This window comes from Pseudomonas hydrolytica (assembly GCF_021495345.1).
Taxonomy (GTDB): Bacteria; Pseudomonadota; Gammaproteobacteria; order Pseudomonadales; family Pseudomonadaceae; genus Aquipseudomonas; species Aquipseudomonas hydrolytica.
Genome location: NZ_CP099397.1, coordinates 1,034,959 through 1,055,907, shown reverse-complemented (window position 1 = coordinate 1,055,907; position 20,949 = coordinate 1,034,959). Strand labels below are relative to the sequence as shown.

The 20,949-nt window shown below is 65.3% G+C and carries 17 protein-coding genes; 1 reads left to right on the top strand and 16 read right to left on the bottom strand.

Annotation, left to right across the window (positions count from 1 at the left end; translation table 11 throughout):
- Window positions 1-90: 90 nt before the first annotated feature.
- Window positions 91-2,826 carry a preprotein translocase subunit SecA gene (gene secA / locus L1F06_RS04785; RefSeq protein ID WP_129484009.1) on the bottom strand — a complete coding sequence of 912 codons (2,736 nt, stop codon included), beginning with the start codon at window positions 2,824-2,826 and terminating at the stop codon, window positions 91-93.
- Between the two features lie 238 nt (window positions 2,827-3,064).
- A complete protein-coding gene (locus L1F06_RS04780; protein WP_011921031.1) occupies window positions 3,065-3,985 on the bottom strand; it encodes a M23 family metallopeptidase in 921 nt (306 codons plus the stop codon).
- 78 nt (window positions 3,986-4,063) lie between these two features.
- Between L1F06_RS04780 and L1F06_RS04775 the strand changes: the two genes are divergently transcribed.
- A complete protein-coding gene (locus L1F06_RS04775) occupies window positions 4,064-4,519 on the top strand; it encodes a DUF721 domain-containing protein (protein ID WP_003242996.1) in 456 nt (151 codons plus the stop codon).
- Window positions 4,520-4,640: 121 nt separating this feature from the next.
- On the opposite strand, the gene lpxC is transcribed toward L1F06_RS04775, so the two are convergent.
- The 14 genes from lpxC to ftsL all read right to left on the bottom strand — a co-directional run bounded on the left by lpxC (window position 4,641) and on the right by ftsL (window position 20,929).
- A complete protein-coding gene (gene lpxC / locus L1F06_RS04770; RefSeq protein WP_003242994.1) occupies window positions 4,641-5,552 on the bottom strand; it encodes a UDP-3-O-acyl-N-acetylglucosamine deacetylase in 912 nt (303 codons plus the stop codon).
- 111 nt (window positions 5,553-5,663) lie between these two features.
- Complete coding sequence (ftsZ, locus tag L1F06_RS04765) at window positions 5,664-6,857, bottom strand: cell division protein FtsZ (RefSeq protein WP_003242992.1); 1,194 nt, start codon at window positions 6,855-6,857, stop codon at window positions 5,664-5,666.
- 42 nt (window positions 6,858-6,899) lie between these two features.
- A complete protein-coding gene (gene ftsA / locus L1F06_RS04760) occupies window positions 6,900-8,147 on the bottom strand; it encodes a cell division protein FtsA (RefSeq protein ID WP_003242991.1) in 1,248 nt (415 codons plus the stop codon).
- Window positions 8,148-8,162: 15 nt separating this feature from the next.
- Entirely contained in the window at window positions 8,163-9,029 is an 867-nt protein-coding gene (locus L1F06_RS04755) for a cell division protein FtsQ/DivIB (protein ID WP_011921030.1), read from the bottom strand.
- Window positions 9,030-9,032: 3 nt separating this feature from the next.
- Window positions 9,033-9,974, bottom strand: coding sequence for a D-alanine--D-alanine ligase (locus L1F06_RS04750; RefSeq protein ID WP_129484011.1), 942 nt, complete (start codon window positions 9,972-9,974; stop codon window positions 9,033-9,035).
- Complete coding sequence (gene murC, locus L1F06_RS04745; protein ID WP_003242986.1) at window positions 9,971-11,413, bottom strand: UDP-N-acetylmuramate--L-alanine ligase; 1,443 nt, start codon at window positions 11,411-11,413, stop codon at window positions 9,971-9,973. Before murC ends, L1F06_RS04750 begins: the two co-directional genes overlap by 4 nt.
- The gene (murG, locus tag L1F06_RS04740) at window positions 11,406-12,476 is read right to left on the bottom strand and encodes an undecaprenyldiphospho-muramoylpentapeptide beta-N-acetylglucosaminyltransferase (protein ID WP_003242984.1); all 1,071 of its coding nucleotides are present in this window, start codon (window positions 12,474-12,476) and stop codon (window positions 11,406-11,408) included. The genes murC and murG overlap by 8 nt, the downstream gene beginning before the upstream one ends.
- Window positions 12,466-13,674 carry a putative lipid II flippase FtsW gene (ftsW, locus tag L1F06_RS04735; RefSeq protein ID WP_003242982.1) on the bottom strand — a complete coding sequence of 403 codons (1,209 nt, stop codon included), beginning with the start codon at window positions 13,672-13,674 and terminating at the stop codon, window positions 12,466-12,468. The genes murG and ftsW overlap by 11 nt, the downstream gene beginning before the upstream one ends.
- Complete coding sequence (gene murD / locus L1F06_RS04730; RefSeq protein WP_435301317.1) at window positions 13,674-14,963, bottom strand: UDP-N-acetylmuramoyl-L-alanine--D-glutamate ligase; 1,290 nt, start codon at window positions 14,961-14,963, stop codon at window positions 13,674-13,676. Before murD ends, ftsW begins: the two co-directional genes overlap by 1 nt.
- Before the next feature lie 63 nt (window positions 14,964-15,026).
- Complete coding sequence (mraY, locus tag L1F06_RS04725; RefSeq protein ID WP_003242979.1) at window positions 15,027-16,109, bottom strand: phospho-N-acetylmuramoyl-pentapeptide-transferase; 1,083 nt, start codon at window positions 16,107-16,109, stop codon at window positions 15,027-15,029.
- Complete coding sequence (locus L1F06_RS04720; RefSeq protein ID WP_129484015.1) at window positions 16,110-17,480, bottom strand: UDP-N-acetylmuramoyl-tripeptide--D-alanyl-D-alanine ligase; 1,371 nt, start codon at window positions 17,478-17,480, stop codon at window positions 16,110-16,112.
- A complete protein-coding gene (locus L1F06_RS04715) occupies window positions 17,473-18,936 on the bottom strand; it encodes a UDP-N-acetylmuramoyl-L-alanyl-D-glutamate--2,6-diaminopimelate ligase (protein WP_129484017.1) in 1,464 nt (487 codons plus the stop codon). The genes L1F06_RS04720 and L1F06_RS04715 overlap by 8 nt, the downstream gene beginning before the upstream one ends.
- On the bottom strand, window positions 18,936-20,663 hold the full coding sequence (locus L1F06_RS04710) for a peptidoglycan D,D-transpeptidase FtsI family protein (protein WP_003242973.1): 1,728 nt from the start codon (window positions 20,661-20,663) through the stop codon (window positions 18,936-18,938). Before L1F06_RS04710 ends, L1F06_RS04715 begins: the two co-directional genes overlap by 1 nt.
- Window positions 20,660-20,929: a cell division protein FtsL gene (gene ftsL / locus L1F06_RS04705; protein ID WP_435301316.1), complete on the bottom strand. Its 270-nt coding sequence runs from the start codon at window positions 20,927-20,929 to the stop codon at window positions 20,660-20,662. Before ftsL ends, L1F06_RS04710 begins: the two co-directional genes overlap by 4 nt.
- Window positions 20,930-20,949 lie beyond the last annotated feature (20 nt).

Sequence of the window (20,949 nt, the reverse complement as noted above, 5' to 3'; positions counted from 1 at the left end):
CGCGAGCGGCAGGGCCGTCGCGGCGTTGTCAGGGCGCAGGCAGCATAGCTGATGCGCCCTCTACTGCAAGCGGTCCATGCGGACCGACGATCAGTTGATCTGACCGTGGCAGTGCTTGTACTTCTTGCCCGAACCGCAAGGGCAGGGTTCGTTGCGGCCGACCTTGTTCTCGCTGCGCACCGGCGCGGTGGCGGTGGCGACTGCGCCTTCCTCGGCGCCATCTTGTTCGGCTGCCAGCGCCGATGCTTCGGCATGCTGGAACTGCATGCGCTCGGCCAGTGCTTCGGCCTCGCGACGCAGACGGGCCTCTTCCTCGGCCGGGTCTTCGCGACGCACCTGCACATGGCTGAGCACGCGAATGGTGTCGCGCTTGATCGACTCCAGCAGCTCCTGGAACAGGGCGAAGGACTCGCGCTTGTATTCCTGCTTGGGGTTCTTCTGCGCATAACCGCGCAGGTGGATGCCGTGACGCAGGTGATCCATGGTCGACAGGTGGTCTTTCCACAGATCGTCCAGCACGCGTAGCAGAATCTGCTTCTCGAAGGTGCGCAGGGCCTCGGCACTGGCCTGGGTTTCCTTCTCGTTGTAGGCCGCCACCAGCTCGGCGAGGATGCGCTCGCGCAGGGTCTCCTCGTACAGTTTGTCGTCTTCGTCCAGCCACTGCTGGATCGGCAGCTTCAGGCCGAAATCGCTCTGCAGGGTGGATTCCAGGCCGGCGACGTCCCACTGCTCGGGCATTGATTGCGGCGGAATGTGGCCGTTGATGGCGGCGGTCAGCACTTCCTCGCGGAACTCGGCGATGGTGTCGCCGACGTTCTCGGCAGCCAGCAGGCTGTTGCGCATGTGATAGATCACCTTGCGCTGCTCGTTGGCCACGTCGTCGAATTCGAGCAGCTGCTTACGCATGTCGAAGTTGCGGCCTTCGACCTTGCGCTGGGCCTTCTCGATGGCGTTGGTGACCATGCGGTGCTCGATGGCCTCGCCGGACTGCATGCCCAAGGCCTTCATGAAGTTCTTCACCCGATCCGAGGCGAAGATGCGCATCAGGTTGTCTTCCAGCGACAGGTAGAAGCGGCTGGAGCCCGGGTCACCCTGGCGACCGGCACGACCACGCAGCTGGTTGTCGATACGCCGCGACTCGTGGCGCTCGGAGGCGATCACGTGCAGGCCGCCGGCCTCGATCACCTGCTGGTGACGCTTCTGCCACTCGGTCTTGATCTGCGCGATCTGTTCGTCGGTGGGGTTCTCCAGCGCAGCGACTTCCACTTCCCAGTTGCCGCCGAGGAGGATGTCGGTACCGCGACCGGCCATGTTGGTGGCGATGGTCACCGCGCCCGGGCGGCCGGCCTGGGCGATGATCTCGGCTTCCTTGTCGTGGTACTTGGCATTGAGCACCTTGTGCTCGATCTTTTCCTTCTGCAGTAGCTGGCTGACGTACTCGGAAGTCTCGATCGAGGCGGTACCGACCAGGATCGGCCGGCCCTGGGCCTGGCAGTCCTTGATGTCGGTGATGATCGCCTGGTACTTCTCTTCCTGGGTAAGGTAGACCAGGTCGTTGAAGTCCTTACGGGCGATCGGCTTGTTGGTGGGGATCACCACCACGTCCAGACCGTAGATCTGACGGAACTCGAAGGCCTCGGTATCGGCGGTACCGGTCATGCCGGACAGCTTGTTGTACAGGCGGAAGTAGTTCTGGAAGGTGGTCGAGGCCAGGGTCTGGCTCTCGGCCTGGATGTTCACCCCTTCCTTGGCTTCGATGGCCTGGTGCAGGCCCTCGGACAGGCGACGCCCCGGCATGGTCCGGCCGGTGTGCTCGTCGATCAGGATCACCTGGCCGTTCTGCACGATGTATTCGACGTTGCGGTTGAACAGGGTGTGGGCGCGCAGGCCGGCATAGACGTGAGTCAGCAGGCCGAGGTTGTGCGCGGAATAGAGGCTCTCACCCTCGGCCAGCAGACCGGCAGCGGTGAGCATCTCCTCGACGTACTGGTGGCCGGCTTCGTTGAGCTCGACCTGACGCGATTTCTCGTCGACCTTGTAGTGACCTTCCTGGGTCACCACGCCCTCCTCTTCCTCGATGTGCTGCTTGAGGCGCGGGATCAGGCGGTTGATCTCGATGTACAGCTTGGAGCTGTCCTCGGCCTGACCGGAGATGATCAGCGGCGTACGCGCCTCGTCGATGAGGATCGAGTCCACTTCGTCGATCACGGCGAAGTTCAGTTCGCGCTGGAACTTGTCTTCCAGGCTGAACGCCATATTGTCGCGCAGGTAGTCGAAGCCGAACTCGTTGTTGGTGCCGTAGGTGATGTCGGCAGCGTAGGCGGCACGCTTTTCTTCCGGCGGCTGGAAGGGGGTGACGATGCCCACGGTGAGGCCGAGGAATTCATACAGCGGACGCATCCAGTTGGCGTCGCGGCGGGCCAGGTATTCGTTGACGGTGACCACGTGCACGCCCTTGCCGGACAGTGCGTTGAGGTAGACCGCCAGGGTACCTACGAGGGTCTTGCCCTCACCGGTACGCATCTCGGCGATCTTGCCTTCGTGCAGGGTCATGCCACCGATCAGCTGCACGTCGAAGTGACGCATGCCCATCACGCGCTTGCCGGCCTCACGGGCCACGGCGAAGGCTTCGGCAAGTAACTGATCGAGGGTTTCGCCCTTGGCCAGACGGGCCTTGAACTCTTCGGTCTTGCCACGCAGTTGCTCGTCCGAGAGGGCGATCATCTGCTCTTCGAGGGCGTTGACGGACTGCACCGCCTTGAGCATGCGTTTGACTTCACGCTCATTCTTGCTTCCGAAAAGTTTTTTCAACAGAGGCGCAAACATATCGACAGGATCTTCCGGCGAATGGATGGAGGTCGGCGCAAATCGCGACCTGGCAGCCAGCATGGCTGCGGGCGAAGGGGGCATTCTACCCGGAAAAGCCGGGGAGGAAAGTGACGTTGTCAGCCCATTGCTACCGCGTGATGGCGCAGGCAGCGCCTGCCTCGGCGAGCCAGGCGCAGCGTGCTCCGTTAGATGGGGGCGAATACCCGGGATTCAAGAGGTGACGATTGCCGCCCGCTCACTCGACGCCGTTGGCGCGGGCGATGTACAGCGCCGGATTGACCTGACGGCCATCCTTGCTGACCTCGAAATGCACGTGGTAACCGGTGGAGCGGCCGCTACGACCGACCTTGGCGATGGTCTGGCCACGCTGCACGAGATCGCCGATCTGCACCGTATTGCTCTGGTTGTGGGCATAGAGGGTGACGTAGCCGTCGGCGTGGCTGATCTCCACGGTATTGCCATAACCGCTCTTCTTGCCGGAGAAGGTCACCACGCCAGCGGCCACCGCCACCACGTCGCTACCGGGTTTGGCGGCGAAATCCATCCCCTTGTGCATGCTCGAGCGGCCAGTCAGCGGATGCACGCGGCGCCCAAAGGGAGAAGACACGTAACCTTGCAGAACGGGGCGGCCGGACAGCATCTCCGCCTCGTTCAGACGACGCTCGCCGAGCAGTTGTTCCAGCACTTCCAGCTGCTGCTCGCGGCTCTCCACACGCAGCGCCAGCTCATCCAGTGCGCTCATGAAAGGTGGCGGCGCATAGGCCGAGGCGCCGAGGGCATCTTCCGCGCCGCCCTGCCCGACGCTCAGGGAAAAATCGAACTCGCCGGCGTCCAGCTCGGCCAGTTCGGTCAGACGCTCACCGAGTGCATCGAGTCGGGTCAGGCGCGCCTGCAGTTCGGCGACGTGCACGGCGAAGGCATCGAGCTGGCGCTGCGCATCCAGGCGCACCGCACCGACCTGCTCGCGCTGCTGATCCAGGGCGGCCGCCAGCGACTGATCGGCTATGGGCTCGGCGGTCAGCCACTTGGCCCCCACCGCGGCGCCGGCCCCCAGCGTCAGGCCGAGGAGCAGGAAGACGGCCAGCAGCAGCCAGCGCAGATCGAGATTGATGGTTCGCGCCGAACCATGTCGGCTGTGCAGCAGGATAATGTGCATGGCATCCCCTTCAGGCAGAGCACTGGCCGGCAGCATGCTCTGCTACCATGGCCACTCCGCAACTTAAGGCCTCCTGCCATGACGTTCCGTCCCTTGCCGGCCCAGGCACCCGCTACGCTGCTACGCGAAGCCAAGCCCCTGAAAGCGCTGTTCGGTCAGGCGCAACGCCTGTCCAACCTGCAGCGTCTTGTCGAAAGCCAGCTACAACCAGCCGCCCGGGAGCACTGTCATGTAGCGTCCTGGCGTGACGGCTGTCTGCTATTGATAGTGACCGATGGCCACTGGGCAACACGCCTGCGTTATCAGCAAAAACGACTGCAACGACAACTGCAGGCACTCGAAGAGTTCGCGACCTTAACGAAAATCCTGTTCAAGGTGCAACCTCAAGGCGGGCAAAATCGTGGAACCGGTCGCACCCTGCAGCTGTCCAAGGGCGCCGCACAGAACATCCAGGCCAGTGCCGAAGGTATCCGCGACCCCCGGCTGCGGGCGGCGCTTGAGCGCCTGGCGAGCCATACGCAGAAAGACGAATAGCACCCTCCTTCCATTCGTCGGCAAAGCCGTAGGGTGCGTCCTGTGCAGCGACTCCCTCACGAGCAGCCATAAAAAAGGCCACCCGAAGGTGGCCTCAATTGCATCTGGAAAGAGAGTTCGACTACACGGCCGCTACCGGGCGCATGTAGGAGATCGGCGCGAGCTTGGCGTCCTCGAAGGTCACCATTTCCCAGGCATCGGTCTGCTCGATCAGAGTGCGCAGCAGGCGATTGTTCAGCGCATGCCCCGACTTGAAGCCCTTGAACTCGCCGATCAGGCTGTTACCCAGCAGGTACAGATCGCCGATGGCATCGAGAATCTTGTGTTTGACGAATTCGTCCTCGTAACGCAGGCCGTCTTCGTTGAGCACGCGATACTCGTCGACCACGATGGCGTTTTCCACACTGCCACCGAGCGCCAGGTTCTGCGAACGCAGGAACTCGATGTCACGCATGAAACCAAAGGTGCGGGCCCGGCTGACTTCCTTGACGAAAGACGTGCTGGAGAAATCCACACTGGCGCTCTGCGTGCGATTGCGGAACACGGGGTGATCGAAGTCGATCTCGAAGCTCACCTTGAATCCGTCGAAGGGCACGAAGGTGGCGCGCTTGTCGCCCTCCACCACCGTGACCTCACGCAGGATGCGAATGAACTTCTTCGGCGCTTCCTGCTCCTGCAGGCCAGCGGATTGAATCAGGAATACGAAGGGGCCGGCGCTGCCATCCATGATCGGCACTTCGGATGCGGAGAGCTCGACGTAGGCGTTATCGATGCCCAGGCCTGCCATGGCCGAAAGCAGGTGCTCTACCGTATCCACCTTGACATCACCATTGACCAGGGTGGTCGACATGGTGGTTTCACCGACATTCCCGGCCAGCGCGCGAATTTCCACGATGGGGTCGAGGTCGGTGCGACGGAACACGATGCCGGTATCCACCGGAGCCGGCTTCAGGGTCAGGTAAACCTTTTCCCCCGAATGCAGGCCAACACCGGTGGCACGGATGATGTTCTTCAGGGTGCGTTGTCTGATCATGGCTTGGCCGCTATATCGCTAGTTGCGAACTGTTTTCAACAATGGTCGGGAATGATAGCAGAACCGACCTTTGCTGAACACCAATCACCCTTATACTCCTGATACATTCCATCAATCAGCCTGGCGACGCAGGAAAGCCGGAATATCCAGGTAGTCCAGATCGTCCTGGGTATTGAGCTTGGCTGCAGTGGCCGCGCCGCTGTGGCTCTGGCGCTGCACGGTCGGACGCTCGTAGTCCTTGTAGTTGACCGACTGCTCGCTGCGCGGCTGCGCGGCGGGCTGCTGGGCAACCGGCTGGCTGGCGGCAACCTGCACGGTGTTGTCGATCACCTTGACCGGTTTCTCCATGCGCGCGCCGAGGCCGGTGGCGACCACGGTGACGTGCAGCTCGTCGCGCATGTCGGCGTCGATCACGGTACCGACCTTGACGGTGGCGTGCTCGGAAGCGAACTGCTCGATGATGTTACCCACGTCGGAGTACTCGCCCAGAGACAGATCCGGGCCGGCGGTGATGTTCACCAGGATGCCGCGCGCGCCCTGCAGGTTGACGTCTTCCAGCAGCGGGTTGCGGATAGCGGCTTCGGTGGCCTCGCGAGCACGGTTCGGACCGCTGGCGCAGCCGGTGCCCATCATGGCCATGCCCATCTCGCTCATCACGGTCTTCACGTCGGCGAAGTCGACGTTGATCATGCCCGGACGCTTGATGATGTCGGAAATGCCACGCACCGCGCCGGCCAGCACGTCATCGGCCTTGGCGAAGGCGGACAGCAGGCTGGCATCCTTGCCCAGGATGGTCAGCAGCTTCTCGTTGGGGATGGTGATCAGCGAGTCGACGCTCTCGGCCAGTGCGCGGATGCCTTCGTCGGCGATCTGCATGCGCTTGCGGCCTTCGAACGGGAACGGACGGGTCACCACCGCAACGGTGAGGATGCCCAGCTCCTTGGCCACCTCGGCGATTACCGGCGCGGCGCCGGTACCGGTGCCACCGCCCATGCCGGTGGTGATGAACACCATGTCGGTGCCCGCCAGTACTTCGGCGATGCGCTCGCGATCTTCCAGCGCGGCCTGACGACCGACTTCCGGATTGGCGCCAGCGCCCAGGCCCTTGGTCACGCCCGGGCCGAGCTGCAGCACGGTGCGCGCACCGATGTTCTTCAGCGCCTGCGCATCGGTGTTGGCGCAGATGAACTCGACGCCTTCGATGTTGCTGACCGCCATGTGATTGACTGCGTTGCCGCCGCCACCACCGACACCGATCACTTTGATCACCGCGCTTTGCGGAATGTTATCTACTAGTTCGAACATGATCCCTCTCCTTCCTTTCTAGTTGTAACGCCTACTGCAAATTCAGAAATTGCCTTGCACCCAGCGCTTGATGCGCTCGAGTACCGGGGTCTTGTTTTCGTCCTGGTAAGGACCGTTCACCGACATGGAAATGCCGTCGTTCTGCTTCTGCAGCCCGTACATCAGCAGCCCCACACCGGTGGAATAAATCGGGTTGCGCACCACGTCGGCCATGCCCTTGACGCTGTGCGGCACACCGAGGCGCACGGGCATGTGGAAGATTTCCTCGGCCAGCTCGACCGCGCCTTCCATCTTCGCCGTACCGCCGGTCATGACGATGCCGGCGGGAATCAGATCTTCGTAGCCGCTGCGACGCAGCTCGGCCTGGATCAGGGTGAACAGCTCGTCGTAACGCGGCTCGACCACTTCGGCCAGGGACTGGCGCGACAGGTCGCGCGGCGGGCGATCACCAACGCTGGGCACCTTGATGGTTTCGCCGGCACCGGCCAGCTTGGCCAGGGCGCAGGCATAGCGAATCTTGATCTCTTCGGCGTACTGGGTCGGGGTACGCAGGGCCATGGCGATGTCGTTGGTGACCTGATCACCGGCGATCGGGATCACCGCCGTGTGGCGAATCGCGCCTTCGGTGAAGATGGCGATATCGGTGGTGCCGCCGCCGATGTCCACCAGGCATACGCCCAGTTCCTTCTCGTCCTCGGTCAGTACCGAGTAGGCCGAGGCCAGCTGCTCGAGGATGATGTCGTCGACTTCCAGGCCGCAGCGGCGCACGCATTTTTCGATGTTCTGCGCCGCGTTCACCGCACAGGTCACCACGTGCACCTTAGCCTCCAGACGCACGCCGGACATGCCCAGCGGCTCGCGCACGCCTTCCTGGTTGTCGATCACGTAGTCCTGCGCCAGGGTGTGCAGCACGCGCTGATCCGCCGGGATGGCCACTGCCTGCGCGGCGTCGAGCACACGCTCGATATCAGCACTGCTCACTTCGCGGTCGCGGATGGCGACGATGCCGTGGCTGTTGAGGCTGCGGATGTGATTGCCGGCCACGCCGACGAAGGCCGAGTGGATACGGCAGCCGGCCATCAGCTGCGCCTCTTCCACGGCGCGCTGGATCGAGGCCACGGTGGACTCGATATTGACCACCACGCCCTTCTTCAGCCCGCGCGACGGATGGGTGCCGATACCGACGATCTCCAGCTGGCCGTCGGCCGTCACCTCGCCCACCAGCGCCACCACCTTGGAGGTGCCGATGTCCAGGCCAACGATCATCTTGCCGCTCTGCGCGCTACTCATTAGTCCTGCCTCTCCTCAATTCACTTTCTGCTCGGCCGCGGCCGGCTCCACCGGCTCGCGCCAGGCCACGGCCAGGCCGTTGGCGTAACGCAGGTCGATGCGCGCGATGTTCGCGCTCTGTTCTTTCAGTTCCCGCTCATAGATGGCGGCGAAACGACGCATTTTTTCCACCACGTGATCACGCCCCAGCAGGATGTCGATGCGCTGGCCGCTGGCGTTCTCGGTGGCCGAGAGGAACCAGCTGCCGCGCTCGCGCAACTGCAGCCCGACCACGGTGAAGCCCATCGGCCGCAGCAGCTGACTGAGCATCTGGTATTGCTGCATCACCTTGGGCTGCGCCCGCTGCGGGCCGTACAGCTGCGGCAGATGCTGATAGTTGTCTAGCTCCTGCGGCGCGAAGGCCTGCCCCTGGTTGTTGAGCAGCGCCTCGTCGCCCCAGCGGGCGATGGGCAGTTGCTCTTCCAGACGCACGTCGATCTGGTCCGGCCAGACGCGGCGCACTTCGGCATGGGCGATCCAGGGCATGCGCTCCAGCTCTTCGCGCATGCCGCGCAGATCGGCGCTGAAGAAGCTCGCCTCGATGAACGGCGCGATCCGCCGCTGCACCGCCTGCTGACTGACGTAGGCCAGATCGCCCTGCACGCTGATGCGTGCGATCGGGCGGTCGGCGTAGGGCAGCAGACGCTGCGCACCTTCGTAGGCGCCAAACCCCAGCCCAACCAGCAGCAGCGGCCAGAGCAAACGCCCGACCCAGGAGAAATCCGGCTTGGGCAGACGCAGGCGCATCGGCTCCTTGGCCACCAGGCGGCTGGCGCCACGCGGCGCGGGCTTGCCGCGCAGCGGAGCCCTCAGCGTGTCCTGGTGACGCAAAGCCACGGTCATGACTTAACCCCTCGCCTCGACGCTGTCGGCCAGGATCGCCAGCACCAGCTGCTGGAAGTCCAGACCGGCGGCGCGCGCGGCCATTGGCACCAGGCTGTGATCGGTCATGCCCGGTACGGTGTTCACTTCCAGCAGCCAGAACTGGCCACTGGCATCCTGCATCACGTCTGCACGCGCCCAGCCCTGGGTGCCCACGGCCTCGCAGGCGCGCGCAGTCAGCTCTTTCAGTTCCGCCTCCTTCTCGGCCGAGAGGCCGCAGGGAATGCGGTACTGGGTGTCATCGGCCAGGTACTTGGCGTCGTAGTCGTAGAAGCTGTGCGGCGTGCCCAGGCCAATGGGCGGCAGCACTTCGCCACGCAGCACGGCCACGGTGTACTCGGGGCCGGCGATCCACTGCTCGACCAGTACCTGACTGTCGTAGCGGGCGGCGTCCTGCCAGGCAGCGATCAGCGCCTCGACGCTGTCGACCTTGGCCATGCCGATGCTGGAGCCTTCATGGGCCGGCTTGACGATCAGCGGGAAACCCAGTTCGGCAGCCGCCGCTTCGCAGTCGGCCTGCGAAGTCAGCACGGCGTGACGCGGCGTCGGCAGGCCGAGGCTGTGCCAGACCTGCTTGGTACGCAGCTTGTCCATGGCCAGCGCCGAGGCGAGGATGCCGCTGCCGGTGTAGGGAATGCCGGCGCACTCGAGCAGGCCCTGCATGGAACCATCCTCGCCACCGCGGCCGTGCAGCACGATGAAGGCGCGGTCGATCTTCTCGCTGGCAAGGCGCTGCAGGAAATCATCGCCCACGTCGATGCCGAAGGCGTCCACCCCGGCCGCCTGCAGGGCGCAGAGCACGGCATTGCCGGATTTCAGCGACACCTCGCGCTCGGCGCTCTTGCCGCCGAACAGCACGGCGACGCGACCGAAAGCCTTGGGATCGAGGCTACTGTGCAAACTCATTTCGACTCCCCCACGAACAGCGGGTGCTTGATCAGTTGCGGCGCCACCGCGCCGATATCGCCCGCGCCCTGGCACAGCAGGATGTCGCCGGCACGCAGCAGCGGCTTGAGCAGCGGCGCCAGGTCCACGCCGCGCTCGACATAGATCGGATCGAGCTGGCCGCGCTGGCGGATGCTGTGGCACATCTGCCGGCTGTCGGCACCGGGGATCGGCTCCTCACCGGCCGGGTAGACCTCCACCAGCAGCAGCACGTTGGCTTCGCCGAGCACCTGCACGAAGTCGTCGTACAGATCGCGGGTACGGCTGTAGCGGTGCGGCTGGTAGACCATCACCAGACGGCGCTCCGGCCAACCGCCGCGTACGGCCTTGATCACCGCGGCCACTTCACGCGGGTGATGGCCGTAGTCGTCCACCAGCATCACGCTGCCGCCATCCACCGGCAGTTCGCCGTAGACCTGGAAGCGCCGACCGACGCCCTGGAAGCCCGACAGCCCGGCGACGATGGCGGCATCGTCGATGCCTTCGTCGGTGGCGATGGCGATGGTCGCCAGGGCATTGAGAACGTTGTGATTGCCCGGCATGTTCACCGACACGTCGAGCGGCTCGCAGTCCGGGCGCAGCACGGTGAAGTAGGTGCGCATGCCTTCCTGCCGCACGTTGATCGCGCGCACGTCGGCGTCTTCGGCAAAGCCGTAGGTCACGGTCGGGCGGCCGACCTGCGGCAGCAGCTCGCGCACCACCGGATCGTCCACGCAGAGCACGGCCAGGCCGTAGAACGGCAGGTTGTGCAGGAACTCGATGAAGGTCTTCTTCAGCCTGTTGAAGTCGCCGCCATAGGTGCTCATGTGGTCGGCGTCGATATTGGTGACCACCGAGACCATCGGCTGCAGATGCAGGAAGCTGGCGTCGCTCTCGTCGGCTTCGGCGATCAGGAAGCGGCTGGAGCCGAGCTGGGCATTGGTGCCGGCGGCGTTCAGACGGCCACCGATGACGAAGGTCGGATCGAGACCGCCGGCGGCGAACACCGAGGCCAGCAGGCTGGTGGTGGTGGTCTTGCCATGGGTGCCGGCCACCGCGATGCCGTGGCGGTAGCGCATCAGCTCGGCGAGCATCTCGGCACGCGGCACCACCGGAATGCGCCGCTCCAGGGCGGTGGCGACCTCCGGGTTGCTGGTGTTGACCGCGCTGGACACCACCAGCACATCGGCCTGCTCGGCGTTCTCGGCAGCGTGGCCGATGAAGATCTTCGCACCGAAGCTTTCCAGACGCTCGGTCACCGCCGAGGCCTTGAGATCGGAGCCGGACACTTCGTAACCCAGGTTCAGCAGCACCTCGGCGATACCGCACATGCCAACGCCGCCGATACCGACGAAATGGATACGGCGGATACGGCGCATGCGCCGTACTTCGGCCTTGACCGCGGCAGGCGACTTAGCCACGCATCACCTCCTGACAGATGTCCACCACCGTGCGGGTGGCATCGGGCTTGGCCAGACGGCGCGCGGTGGCGCCCATGACATTGAGTTTTTCCAGGTGCATCAGAACCTCGGTGAGCTGCGCGGCGAGCTTGGCCGCGTCAGTGGCATGTTGCGGGAGAAGGACGGCGGCGCCCTCCTTCGCCAGGTATTCGGCATTGCGGCTCTGGTGATCGTCGATGGCGTGCGGCAGCGGCACGAGAAACGACGGCAGGCCGGCGGCGGCCAGTTCGCTGACGGTGAGCGCGCCGGCGCGGCAGATCACCAGATCGGCCCAGCCGTAGGCGCGCGCCATGTCCTTGATGAAGGGCGCGACCTCGGCTTCGACCGCAGCATCGCGATAACGCTCCGCAGTGACCTCTGCGTGCTGCTTGCCGGCCTGGTGGAACACCTGCGGACGCAACTCGGCCGGCAGTTCGGCCAGCGCGGCAGGCAGCAGCTTGTTCAACGGCTCGGCGCCCAGGCTACCGCCCAGCACCAGCAATTTCGGCTTGCGCCCGACCAGCGGCTCGCGCGGCGTTTCCAGAAACAGCTCCTCACGCACCGGGTTGCCGGTGGTGCGCCGCTTGTCGGAAGCGCCGAAGGTATTCGGGAAGGCTTCGCAGATGCGCGTGGCGATACGCGACAGCAGACGATTGGCGGTACCAGCGACGGCGTTCTGCTCGTGGATAACCAGCGGCACGCCGGCCAGGCGCGCGGCCAGACCACCAGGCCCGGTGACGTAGCCGCCCATGCCGAGCACGCAGACCGGCTGCAGCTCACGCACGATGCGGCGCGCCTGCAGCAGCGAGCGCAGGAGCTGGAACGGCGCCTTGAGCAGCGACAGCTTGCCCTTGCCGCGCAGACCGCTGACGTTGATCAGGTGCAGCGGCAGACCAGCCTGTGGCACCAGCTCGTTCTCGATGCCGCGCGGCGTGCCCAGCCAGTGCACGGCATAACCGCGAGTCTGGAACTCGCGCGCGCAGGCCAGCGCCGGGAATACGTGGCCGCCGGTGCCGCCGGCCATGATCAGCACGTTACCGCGCATGACTGGCCTCCTCGGCGAAGTCCGCTTCGGTGAAGTCCACGTCTTCGTTGCCCAGCACGTTGCGCCGCTCCCACTCGATGCGCAGCAGCAGCGCCAGGCTGACGCAGCAGATCACCAGCGACGAGCCGCCGTAGCTGAGGAACGGCAGGGTCAGGCCCTTGGTCGGCAGCAGACCGGTGTTCACGCCGATGTTGATCAGGAACTGACCGATCCACAGGAAGGCCAGACCGTAGGCCACATAGGCGGAGAAGAACTGCTTGGCCTTTTCCGCCCACAGCCCGATGTACAGCGCACGCACGCTGACGAAGACGAACAGCCCCAGGGTAGCGAGCGCGCCAACCAGACCAAGCTCCTCGGCCAGCACCGAGAAGACGAAGTCGGTGTGCGCTTCCGGCAGGTAGAACTGCTTCTGAATGCTGTTGCCCAGGCCGACGCCGAACCATTCGCCGCGGCCGAAGGCGATCAGCGCCTGGGTCAGCTGATAGCCGGAGCCGTACTGGTCGGCCCAGGGATCGGTAAAGGTGATCAGACGCTGCAGGCGGTACTCCTGGGTCTGCACCAGGACGAACACTGCGCCAACCGCCAGCGCCACCATCAGACCGAAGCGCAGCATGCCGACGCCGCCGAGGAACAGCATGGCCATGGCCGAGCCCATCATCACCACGGTGGCGCCGAAGTCCGGCTCCAGCAGCAGCAGGCCCGCCATCGGCAGCAACACGACGAAGGGCTTGAAGAAGCCGGCCCAGCTCTCGCGTACCTCTTCCTGACGGCGTACCAGGTAGCCGGCCAGATAGACCACCACGAAGACCTTGGCGATCTCCGAGGGCTGCACGTTGAATGCACCGAAACCGATCCAGCGCCGCGCACCGTTGACCTCGCGGCCGATGCCGGGAATCAGCACCAGCACCAGCAAAGCGAAAGCAGCCAGCAGCATCATCCAGCCGTAACGCTGCCAGAAGCTCATGGGAATCAGCAGCACCACACCCGCCGCACCCAGCCCGACGATCAGGTAAATCAGGTGGCGAATCATGTGGTACAGCGGGTTGCCCGACAGCGCTGCAGCCACCTCGGAGGACGCCGAGGTGATCATCACCAGGCCCAGCCCCAGCAGGCCCAGGCAACCGGCGAGCATCGGAAAGTCGACGTCGAGGCCGCGGCCGAGCAGTGGCGAGGGACGTACGTGGAGGAAGGCCAGCATCAGACGAGCCCTCCCACGGCCTGGGCGAACAGACGCCCGCGCTCTTCGAAATTCTTGAACATGTCCAGGCTGGCGCAGGCCGGCGACAGCAGCACGGCATCGCCGGCCTCTGCCAGTTCGCTGCAACGCTGCACCGCTTCGTCCAGGGTTGTCACGCGCACCAGTGGCGCGGCATCGCCCAGAGCAGCGGCGATCAGCTCGGCATCGCGACCGAGCAGCACCACCGCGCGGCAGAATCGCGCCACCGGCGCCTTCAGCGCGGAGAAGTCGGCGCCCTTGCCGTCGCCACCGGCGATCAGCACCAGCTTGCCGGCGATATCGGCACCGAGGCCTTCGATGGCCGCCAGCGCGGCACCGACGTTGGTGGCCTTGGAATCATCGTAATAATTGACCCCGGCGCGCTCGCCGACCCACTGGCAGCGATGCGGCAATCCGGCGAACTGGCGCAGGGTGGCGAGCATGGCTTCCATCGGCAGGCCAGCGGCATGGCCGAGCGCCAGCGCCGCCAGGGCGTTGGACTGATTGTGCGCGCCGCGGATCTTCAGCTCGCTCACCGGCAGCAGCGCTTCGAAGCGAAACGCCAGGGACTTCTCGCCGTTTTCCTCGAGCAGACCGAAGCGTTTGAAGTCCGGTTTGCCCAGGCCGAATTCCCAGCAGGTCACCTGATCGGCGATCAGCGGACGCGACAGGGCGTCGTCGCGGTTGACCACCACCTGACGCGCGCCGCGGAAGATGCGGTGCTTGGCCAGGTGATAGGCCGGCAGACCGCTGTAGCGATCCATGTGGTCTTCGCTGATGTTCAGGCAGGTGGCCACTTCGGCGTTGAGCTGATCGGTAGTCTCCAGCTGGAAGCTGGACAGCTCCAGCACGTACAGCTCGACATCGTCGGCCAGCAGATCCAGTGCCGGCGTGCCGAGGTTGCCGCCGACGGCGACGCGCTTGCCGGCTGCAGCGGCCATTTCGCCGACCAGGGTGGTAACGGTGCTCTTGGCATTGGAGCCGGTGATGGCCACGATCGGCGCCTTGGCGTGGCGCGCGAACAGATCGATATCGCCGGACAGCTTGACCCCGCGCGCGGCGGCCGCGGCCAGGGCTGGCGTGGAAATGGCCAGGCCCGGGCTCACGTAAAGCTCCGAGGCGCGGCAGAGGAACTCCACGTCCAGCTCGCCGCAACGCACTTCCACCTGCGGGTAGTCACGCTTGAGCGTTTCCAGCTCCGGCGGGTTCGCGCGCGTGTCGGCCACGGCGAAGCGCACGCCCTGCTGCGCCAAAAAGCGCACCAGGGACATGCCGCTCTTGCCGAGGCCGACAACGATGCGGAACTGGTCGGAAGCGATCAGGGTCACGCTCTATTACCTCAGTTTCAGGGTGGCCAGGCCGATCAGCACGAGAATCACGGTGATGATCCAGAAGCGGACGATCACGCGCGGCTCGGGCCAGCCCTTGAGTTCGAAATGGTGGTGGATCGGCGCCATGCGAAACACGCGCTTGCCGGTCAGCTTGAAGCTGGCGACCTGGATGATCACCGACAGGGTTTCCATCACGAACACGCCGCCCATGATGAACAGCACCACTTCCTGGCGCACGATCACGGCGATGGTGCCCAGCGCGGCGCCGAGCGCCAGCGCACCGACGTCGCCCATGAAGACCTGCGCCGGGTAGGTGTTGAACCACAGAAAGCCCAGGCCGGCGCCCACCAGCGCGGCGCAGAACACGATCAGCTCACCGGCGCCCGGCACGTAAGGAATCAGCAGGTACTCGGCGAAATTCACGTTACCCGACAGGTAGCAGAACACCGCCAGCGCACCCGCCACCATCACCGTGGGCAGAATCGCCAGGCCGTCGAGGCCGTCGGTCAGGTTCACCGCATTGCTCGAGCCGACGATGACGAAATAGGTCAGCACCACGAAACCGATGCCCAGCGGGATGCTGACGTCCTTGAGCAGCGGCAGGATCAGGGTGGTCTCCACCGGGCTCTGCGCGGTCATGTAGAGGAAGATCGCTGCGGCCAGGCCGAACACCGACTGCCAGAAGTACTTCCAGCGGCTCGGCAGGCCGCGCGAGTTCTTCTCGATTACCTTGCGGTAGTCGTCGACCCATCCGATGGCGCCGAACAGCAGGGTCACGGCCAGCACCACCCACACGTAGCGGTTGGACAGGTCGGCCCAGAGCAGGGTGCTCACGGCGATGGCAGTGAGAATCAGCGCACCGCCCATGGTCGGTGTGCCTTTCTTCGACAGGTGCGACTGCGGACCATCGTTGCGCACCGCCTGGCCGATCTGACGCACCTGCAGGGTGCGGATCATCCAGGGCCCGAGCCACAGCGACAGGGCCAGGGCGGTGAGCACGCCGAGGATGCCGCGCAGGGTCAAGTACTGAAAGACCGCGAAGCCCTTGTGGAACTGTTGCAGGTACTCCGCCAGCAGCAGCAGCATTTAGTGAATCTCCCCAGATACGCCACACAGCGCGGCCACGACCTTGTCCATGGCAGCGCTGCGTGAACCCTTGATTAGTAGTGTGCTGCCGGCCTGTTCGGCACGAAGTGCTTCGATCAGTTCGGCCTGGTCGACGAAGTGACGGCCTTTTGAGCCGAACTCCTCGACAGCGAAGCGCATCAGCGGACCGACCGCATAGAGCGCGTCGACCTTGCCGGCGGCATGGCGGCCGACATCGCGGTGGCCCTGTTCGGCCCACTCGCCCAGCTCGCCCATGTCTCCCAGCACCAGAACGGTGCGACCGGAGAAGCCGGCGAGTATATCCACCGCCGCGCACATCGACACGGGGTTGGCGTTGTAACTGTCATCGATCACCCGCATGCCGTTCGGCGCCAGCTGCGCTACGGCGCGGCCTTTGACCGGTTGCAGGTTTTCCAGGCCCTTGGCCATGGCGACCAACGGCAGGCCCAGGGCATGGGCGGCGGCGCAGGCGGCCACGGCGTTGGCCACGTTGTGCTCGCCCAGCAGATTGAGCTGAATGCGCACGCTACCGACCGGGCTACGCAAGGTGAAGCCCTGGCAACCGCGCTCGTCGCGGGCCAGGTCGCTGCCGTGGAAGTCGGCCCGGGTGTCGCGCAAGGCGAAGCTCAGGACCTGATGACCGGCGGCGCGACGCTGCCAGGTGGAAAAGGCCTTGTCGTCCAGATTCAGTACGGCCACGCCGTCCTGCGCCAGGCCTTCGAGAATCTCGCCCTTGGCCTGGACGATCTTCTCCGGCCCGCCGAACTCGCCGACATGGGCATTGCCGGCATTGGTGATGATGGTCACCTGCGGACGGGTCAGGCTGACGGTGTAGGCGATCTCGCCGACATGGTTGGCGCCCAGCTCGATTACCCCGGCGCGGTGCTCCGGCGCCAGTTCGAGCAGGGTCAGCGGCGCGCCCAGATCATTGTTGAGATTACCGCGGGTGGCCAGCACCGCGCCGTTCAGGCCGGCGCGCAGAATGGCGGCGAGCATCTCCTTGACGCTGGTCTTGCCGCTGGAGCCGGTCACGGCAGCCAGCGGGCCGGTGAATGCCTGACGGTTCAATGCCCCTAGCTGCCCAAGGGCCAGGCGGGTATCGGCCACCAGCAGTTGCGGCAGCGGCGCATTGGCCACTTCACGCTCGACCAGCGCGGCAACCGCGCCCTTGGCGGCAACCTCGGCCAGGTAGTCATGGCCGTCGAAACGCGGCCCGGTCAGCGCCACGAACAACTGGCCAGGGGCGATGGTACGGCTGTCGGTGCCGACGGCGGAGAAGGCGACGTCGTCGCCGATCAGGCGCGCGCTGAGATCAGCCGCTATTTCGCTGAGCAGCCAGGGCTTAAGCATGGGCCGCCCCCCAGGCCGCCAGGGCCTCGTTCGCTTCGATCAGGTCGGAGAAGGGATGGCGCACGCCCATGATCTCCTGGTAATCCTCGTGGCCCTTGCCGGCCAGCACCAGTACGTCGGCGGCCTCGGCCTGGGCGATCAGGCGGGCGATGGCATCGCCACGGCCGTGAATGAACTGCACCTGCTCCGGCGCGCAGAAGCCGGCACGGATATCCGCGACGATCTGCGCCGGATCTTCGCTGCGCGGGTTGTCGTCGGTCACCCACACCACATCGGCCAGGCGCTCGGCCACCGCTGCCATCAGCGGGCGCTTGCCGCGGTCACGGTCACCGCCGCAGCCGAACAGGCAGAGCAGACGACCCTGCACATGGGGGCGCATCGCCTCGAGCACCTTTTCCAGGGCATCCGGCGTGTGGGCGTAATCCACCACCACCAGCGGCTTGTCGCCACCACCCAGGCGCTGCATGCGGCCGGCCGGCCCCTGCAGTTGCGGCAGCACCTTGAGGATTTCGTCCAGGCCATAGTCCATGCCCAGCAGCGCACCGACCACCGCCAGCAGATTGCTCAGATTGAAACGGCCAAGCAGGTTGCTGCGCAGGACGCCCTCGCCCCGCGGCGTGACCAGGCGCGCGCGCACGCCGTGATCGTCGAACTGCGCTTCGCTGCAATAAAGGAAGGCGCTGGCGTCGCTCAGGCTGTAGCCGATAAGCCGCGAGTCATGCGCCTGCTGCGCCAGCTCCCGGCCGAAGGCGTCATCCAGATTGATCACCCGGCAACGCAGGTTCGGCCAGGCGAACAGCTTGGCCTTGGCGGCGCCATAGGCCTCCATGCTGCCGTGGTAATCGAGGTGATCGCGCGACAGGTTGGTGAACACCGCCACGTCGAACTCCAGCGCCGCGACGCGGCCCTGATCCAGACCATGGGAGGAAACCTCCATGGCCACGGCACGCGCACCGGCCTGCTTGAGCGAGGCCAGGGTGGCCTGCACGCCGACCGGATCGGGCGTGGTGTGCTTGCCCTGCTCCAGCGCGCCATGGAAGCCGGTGCCCAGGGTACCGACGATGCCGCAGCGTTCGCCGAGCAGATCCAAGGCCTGCGCCAGCAGCTGGCTGACGCTGGTCTTGCCGTTGGTGCCGGTGACGCCGATCAGATGCAGAGCGCGGCTCGGCTCACCGTAGAAGCGTCCGGCAATGGCAGAAAGCTGGCCAGCCAGCCCCTTGACCGGTACCAGCACAGCACTTTCAGCATGCATGGGTGCAGCGCCTTCGGCTTCGAAGGCGACGGCGGCGGCGCCACGCGCCACGGCATCGGCGATATGCACGCGGCCGTCCTGCTGGGTACCCGGCACGGCCAGGAACAGATCGCCCGGACGCACCTTGCGGCTGTCCAGGGTCAGTTCACGAATCAGCACGCCGCTCTCGGCGGCTGGCAACAATTGATTGAGTGGCATGGGCATCAGTTGCGCCCTCCTTGGCCAACGGCCGCCATCTTCTGCTCGGGCGGCGGCAGATTGTCTGGCGCGATGTTCATCAAACGCAGCGAGCCTGCCATCACCCGGCTGAACACCGGGGCGGAAATCAGGCCGCCGTAGTAGGCGCCCTTGCCTGGCTCGTCGATCACTACCACCAGCGCGATGCGCGGGTTCTGCGCAGGGGCGAAACCGGCAAACAGCGAACGGTAGGAGTTGGCCTGGTAACCCTTGGTGCCGACGCTGGTCTTGCGCGCCGTGCCGCTCTTGCCGGCCACGTGATAACCGGGAACCCTGGCGCGCACGGCACCGCGCGGCGATTCGGTGACTTCCTGCAGCATGCCCTGCATGGTCTTGGCGACCTCGCCCGACACCACCTGCAGCGCGGCCGGCTTGCCGTCGACGCGAATCATCGACAGCGGCGTCATGCCACCGCCGTTGGCCAGTGCCGCATAGGCATGCGCCAGCTGCACTGCCGTGACCGACAGACCATAGCCGTAGGACAGGGTCGCGGTTTCCGCCTGACGCCACTGCCGGTGATTGGGCAGATTGCCGACCCGCTCGCCGGGGAAGCCCAGGCCGGTATCGCGCCCGAAGCCCAGCTTGGTGAAGACCTGGAACAGCTGATCGCCACCCACGTCGAAGGCGATCTTGCTCATGCCGACGTTGCTGGAGTTGATCAGGATGCCGGTGAGATCCAGCGCCGGCCCCTGGGTACGGGAGACGTCGCGAATGCTGTAGCGGCCGATCTGCAGCGTACCGTTGCCCACCTGCACGATGTCGCTGGGCTTCCAGCGACCGGTTTCCAGCGCAGCGGCCATCGACAGCGGCTTGATGGTCGAGCCGGGCTCGAACACGTCGATCATCGCCCGGTTGCGCATGGCCGCCGGAGTGAGGTTGCGGCGGTTGTTCGGGTTGTAGGTGGGATGGTTGACCATCGCCAGCACTTCGCCGGTCTTGACGTCGACCATCACCAGGCTGCCGGCCTTGGCATCGTGCTCGAGCAAGGCATTGCGCAGCTCGCGATGCGCCAGATACTGCAGACGCAGGTCGATGGACAGGGCCAGCGCCTTGCCGGCCTTGGCATTCTGCGCAACCTGCACGTCCTTGATCAGCTTGCCGCGACGGTCCTTGAGCACCTGACGCTTGCCCGGCACGCCAGCCAGCCATTCTTCGTAAGCCAGCTCCATGCCCTCGCGACCGCGGTCGTCGATATCGGTAAAGCCGACCACATGAGCAGCCACTTCGCCGGCCGGGTAGAAACGGCGGAATTCCTCGATGGCGTACACGCCCGGCACCTTCAGATCGAGCACGCTCTGGCCTTTCTCCGGCGTCAGGCCACGCACCAGGTACATGAACTCGCGTTCCTTGTTCTGCTCCAGGCGGGCGGCGAAGTTGGCCGGATCCTGCCCCAGCGCCGCAGCCAGCACCGGCCATTGGGCGCGACCGGCCTGCAGCTCCTTGCCATTGGCCCACAGGGTGGTGACCGGCGTACTGACCGCCAGCGGCTCGCCGTTGCGATCGGTGATCAGGCCACGATGCGCAGGAATCGGGATATGCCGCACGCTACGGGCATCGCCATGCGCCTTGAGGAAATCATGGTCCAGCACCTGCAGGTCGAGCATGCGCCAGGCGATGGCGCCCACCATCAGCGCGAGCAGCACCAGCACCAGGCGAAAACGCCAGGGATAGAGCGCGCCTTCGAGACCGATCATGGCCGCACCATGCGCACGTCGGCGGGATCGGGGATGTGCATCTTCAGGCGCTCGGTGGCTAGTGCCTCGATGCGGTTATGCGCGGTCCAGGTGCTCTGTTCGAGAATCAGCCGGCCCCACTCGGCCTGCGCCTTGTCGCGCTCGCTCAGCTCGCCGTACAGCTCGTTGAGCAGCAGACGATTCCAGTGCGCGCTGTAGGACACCGCGACCGCGGACACCAGAATGGCGATGAACAACAGCAGCATCAGGAAGCTGCCGTTGGGCATGGATTTGATCAGCCGGCGGC

Bases quoted from the DNA above. Each gene is read 5' to 3' on its own strand.
- secA (WP_129484009.1), bottom strand. From the start codon at position 2,826: ATGTTTGCGCCTCTGTTGAAAAAACTTTTCGGAAGCAAGAATGAGCGT.
- L1F06_RS04780 (WP_011921031.1), bottom strand. From the start codon at position 3,985: ATGCACATTATCCTGCTGCACAGCCGACATGGTTCGGCGCGAACCATC.
- L1F06_RS04775 (WP_003242996.1), top strand. From the start codon at position 4,064: ATGACGTTCCGTCCCTTGCCGGCCCAGGCACCCGCTACGCTGCTACGC.
- lpxC (WP_003242994.1), bottom strand. From the start codon at position 5,552: ATGATCAGACAACGCACCCTGAAGAACATCATCCGTGCCACCGGTGTT.
- ftsZ (WP_003242992.1), bottom strand. From the start codon at position 6,857: ATGTTCGAACTAGTAGATAACATTCCGCAAAGCGCGGTGATCAAAGTG.
- ftsA (WP_003242991.1), bottom strand. From the start codon at position 8,147: ATGAGTAGCGCGCAGAGCGGCAAGATGATCGTTGGCCTGGACATCGGC.
- L1F06_RS04755 (WP_011921030.1), bottom strand. From the start codon at position 9,029: ATGACCGTGGCTTTGCGTCACCAGGACACGCTGAGGGCTCCGCTGCGC.
- L1F06_RS04750 (WP_129484011.1), bottom strand. From the start codon at position 9,974: ATGAGTTTGCACAGTAGCCTCGATCCCAAGGCTTTCGGTCGCGTCGCC.
- murG (WP_003242984.1), bottom strand. From the start codon at position 12,476: ATGCGCGGTAACGTGCTGATCATGGCCGGCGGCACCGGCGGCCACGTA.
- ftsW (WP_003242982.1), bottom strand. From the start codon at position 13,674: ATGCTGGCCTTCCTCCACGTACGTCCCTCGCCACTGCTCGGCCGCGGC.
- murD (WP_435301317.1), bottom strand. From the start codon at position 14,963: ATGTCCCTGGTGCGCTTTTTGGCGCAGCAGGGCGTGCGCTTCGCCGTG.
- mraY (WP_003242979.1), bottom strand. From the start codon at position 16,109: ATGCTGCTGCTGCTGGCGGAGTACCTGCAACAGTTCCACAAGGGCTTC.
- L1F06_RS04720 (WP_129484015.1), bottom strand. From the start codon at position 17,480: ATGCTTAAGCCCTGGCTGCTCAGCGAAATAGCGGCTGATCTCAGCGCG.
- L1F06_RS04715 (WP_129484017.1), bottom strand. From the start codon at position 18,936: ATGCCCATGCCACTCAATCAATTGTTGCCAGCCGCCGAGAGCGGCGTG.
- L1F06_RS04710 (WP_003242973.1), bottom strand. From the start codon at position 20,663: ATGATCGGTCTCGAAGGCGCGCTCTATCCCTGGCGTTTTCGCCTGGTG.
- ftsL (WP_435301316.1), bottom strand. From the start codon at position 20,929: ATGCCCAACGGCAGCTTCCTGATGCTGCTGTTGTTCATCGCCATTCTG.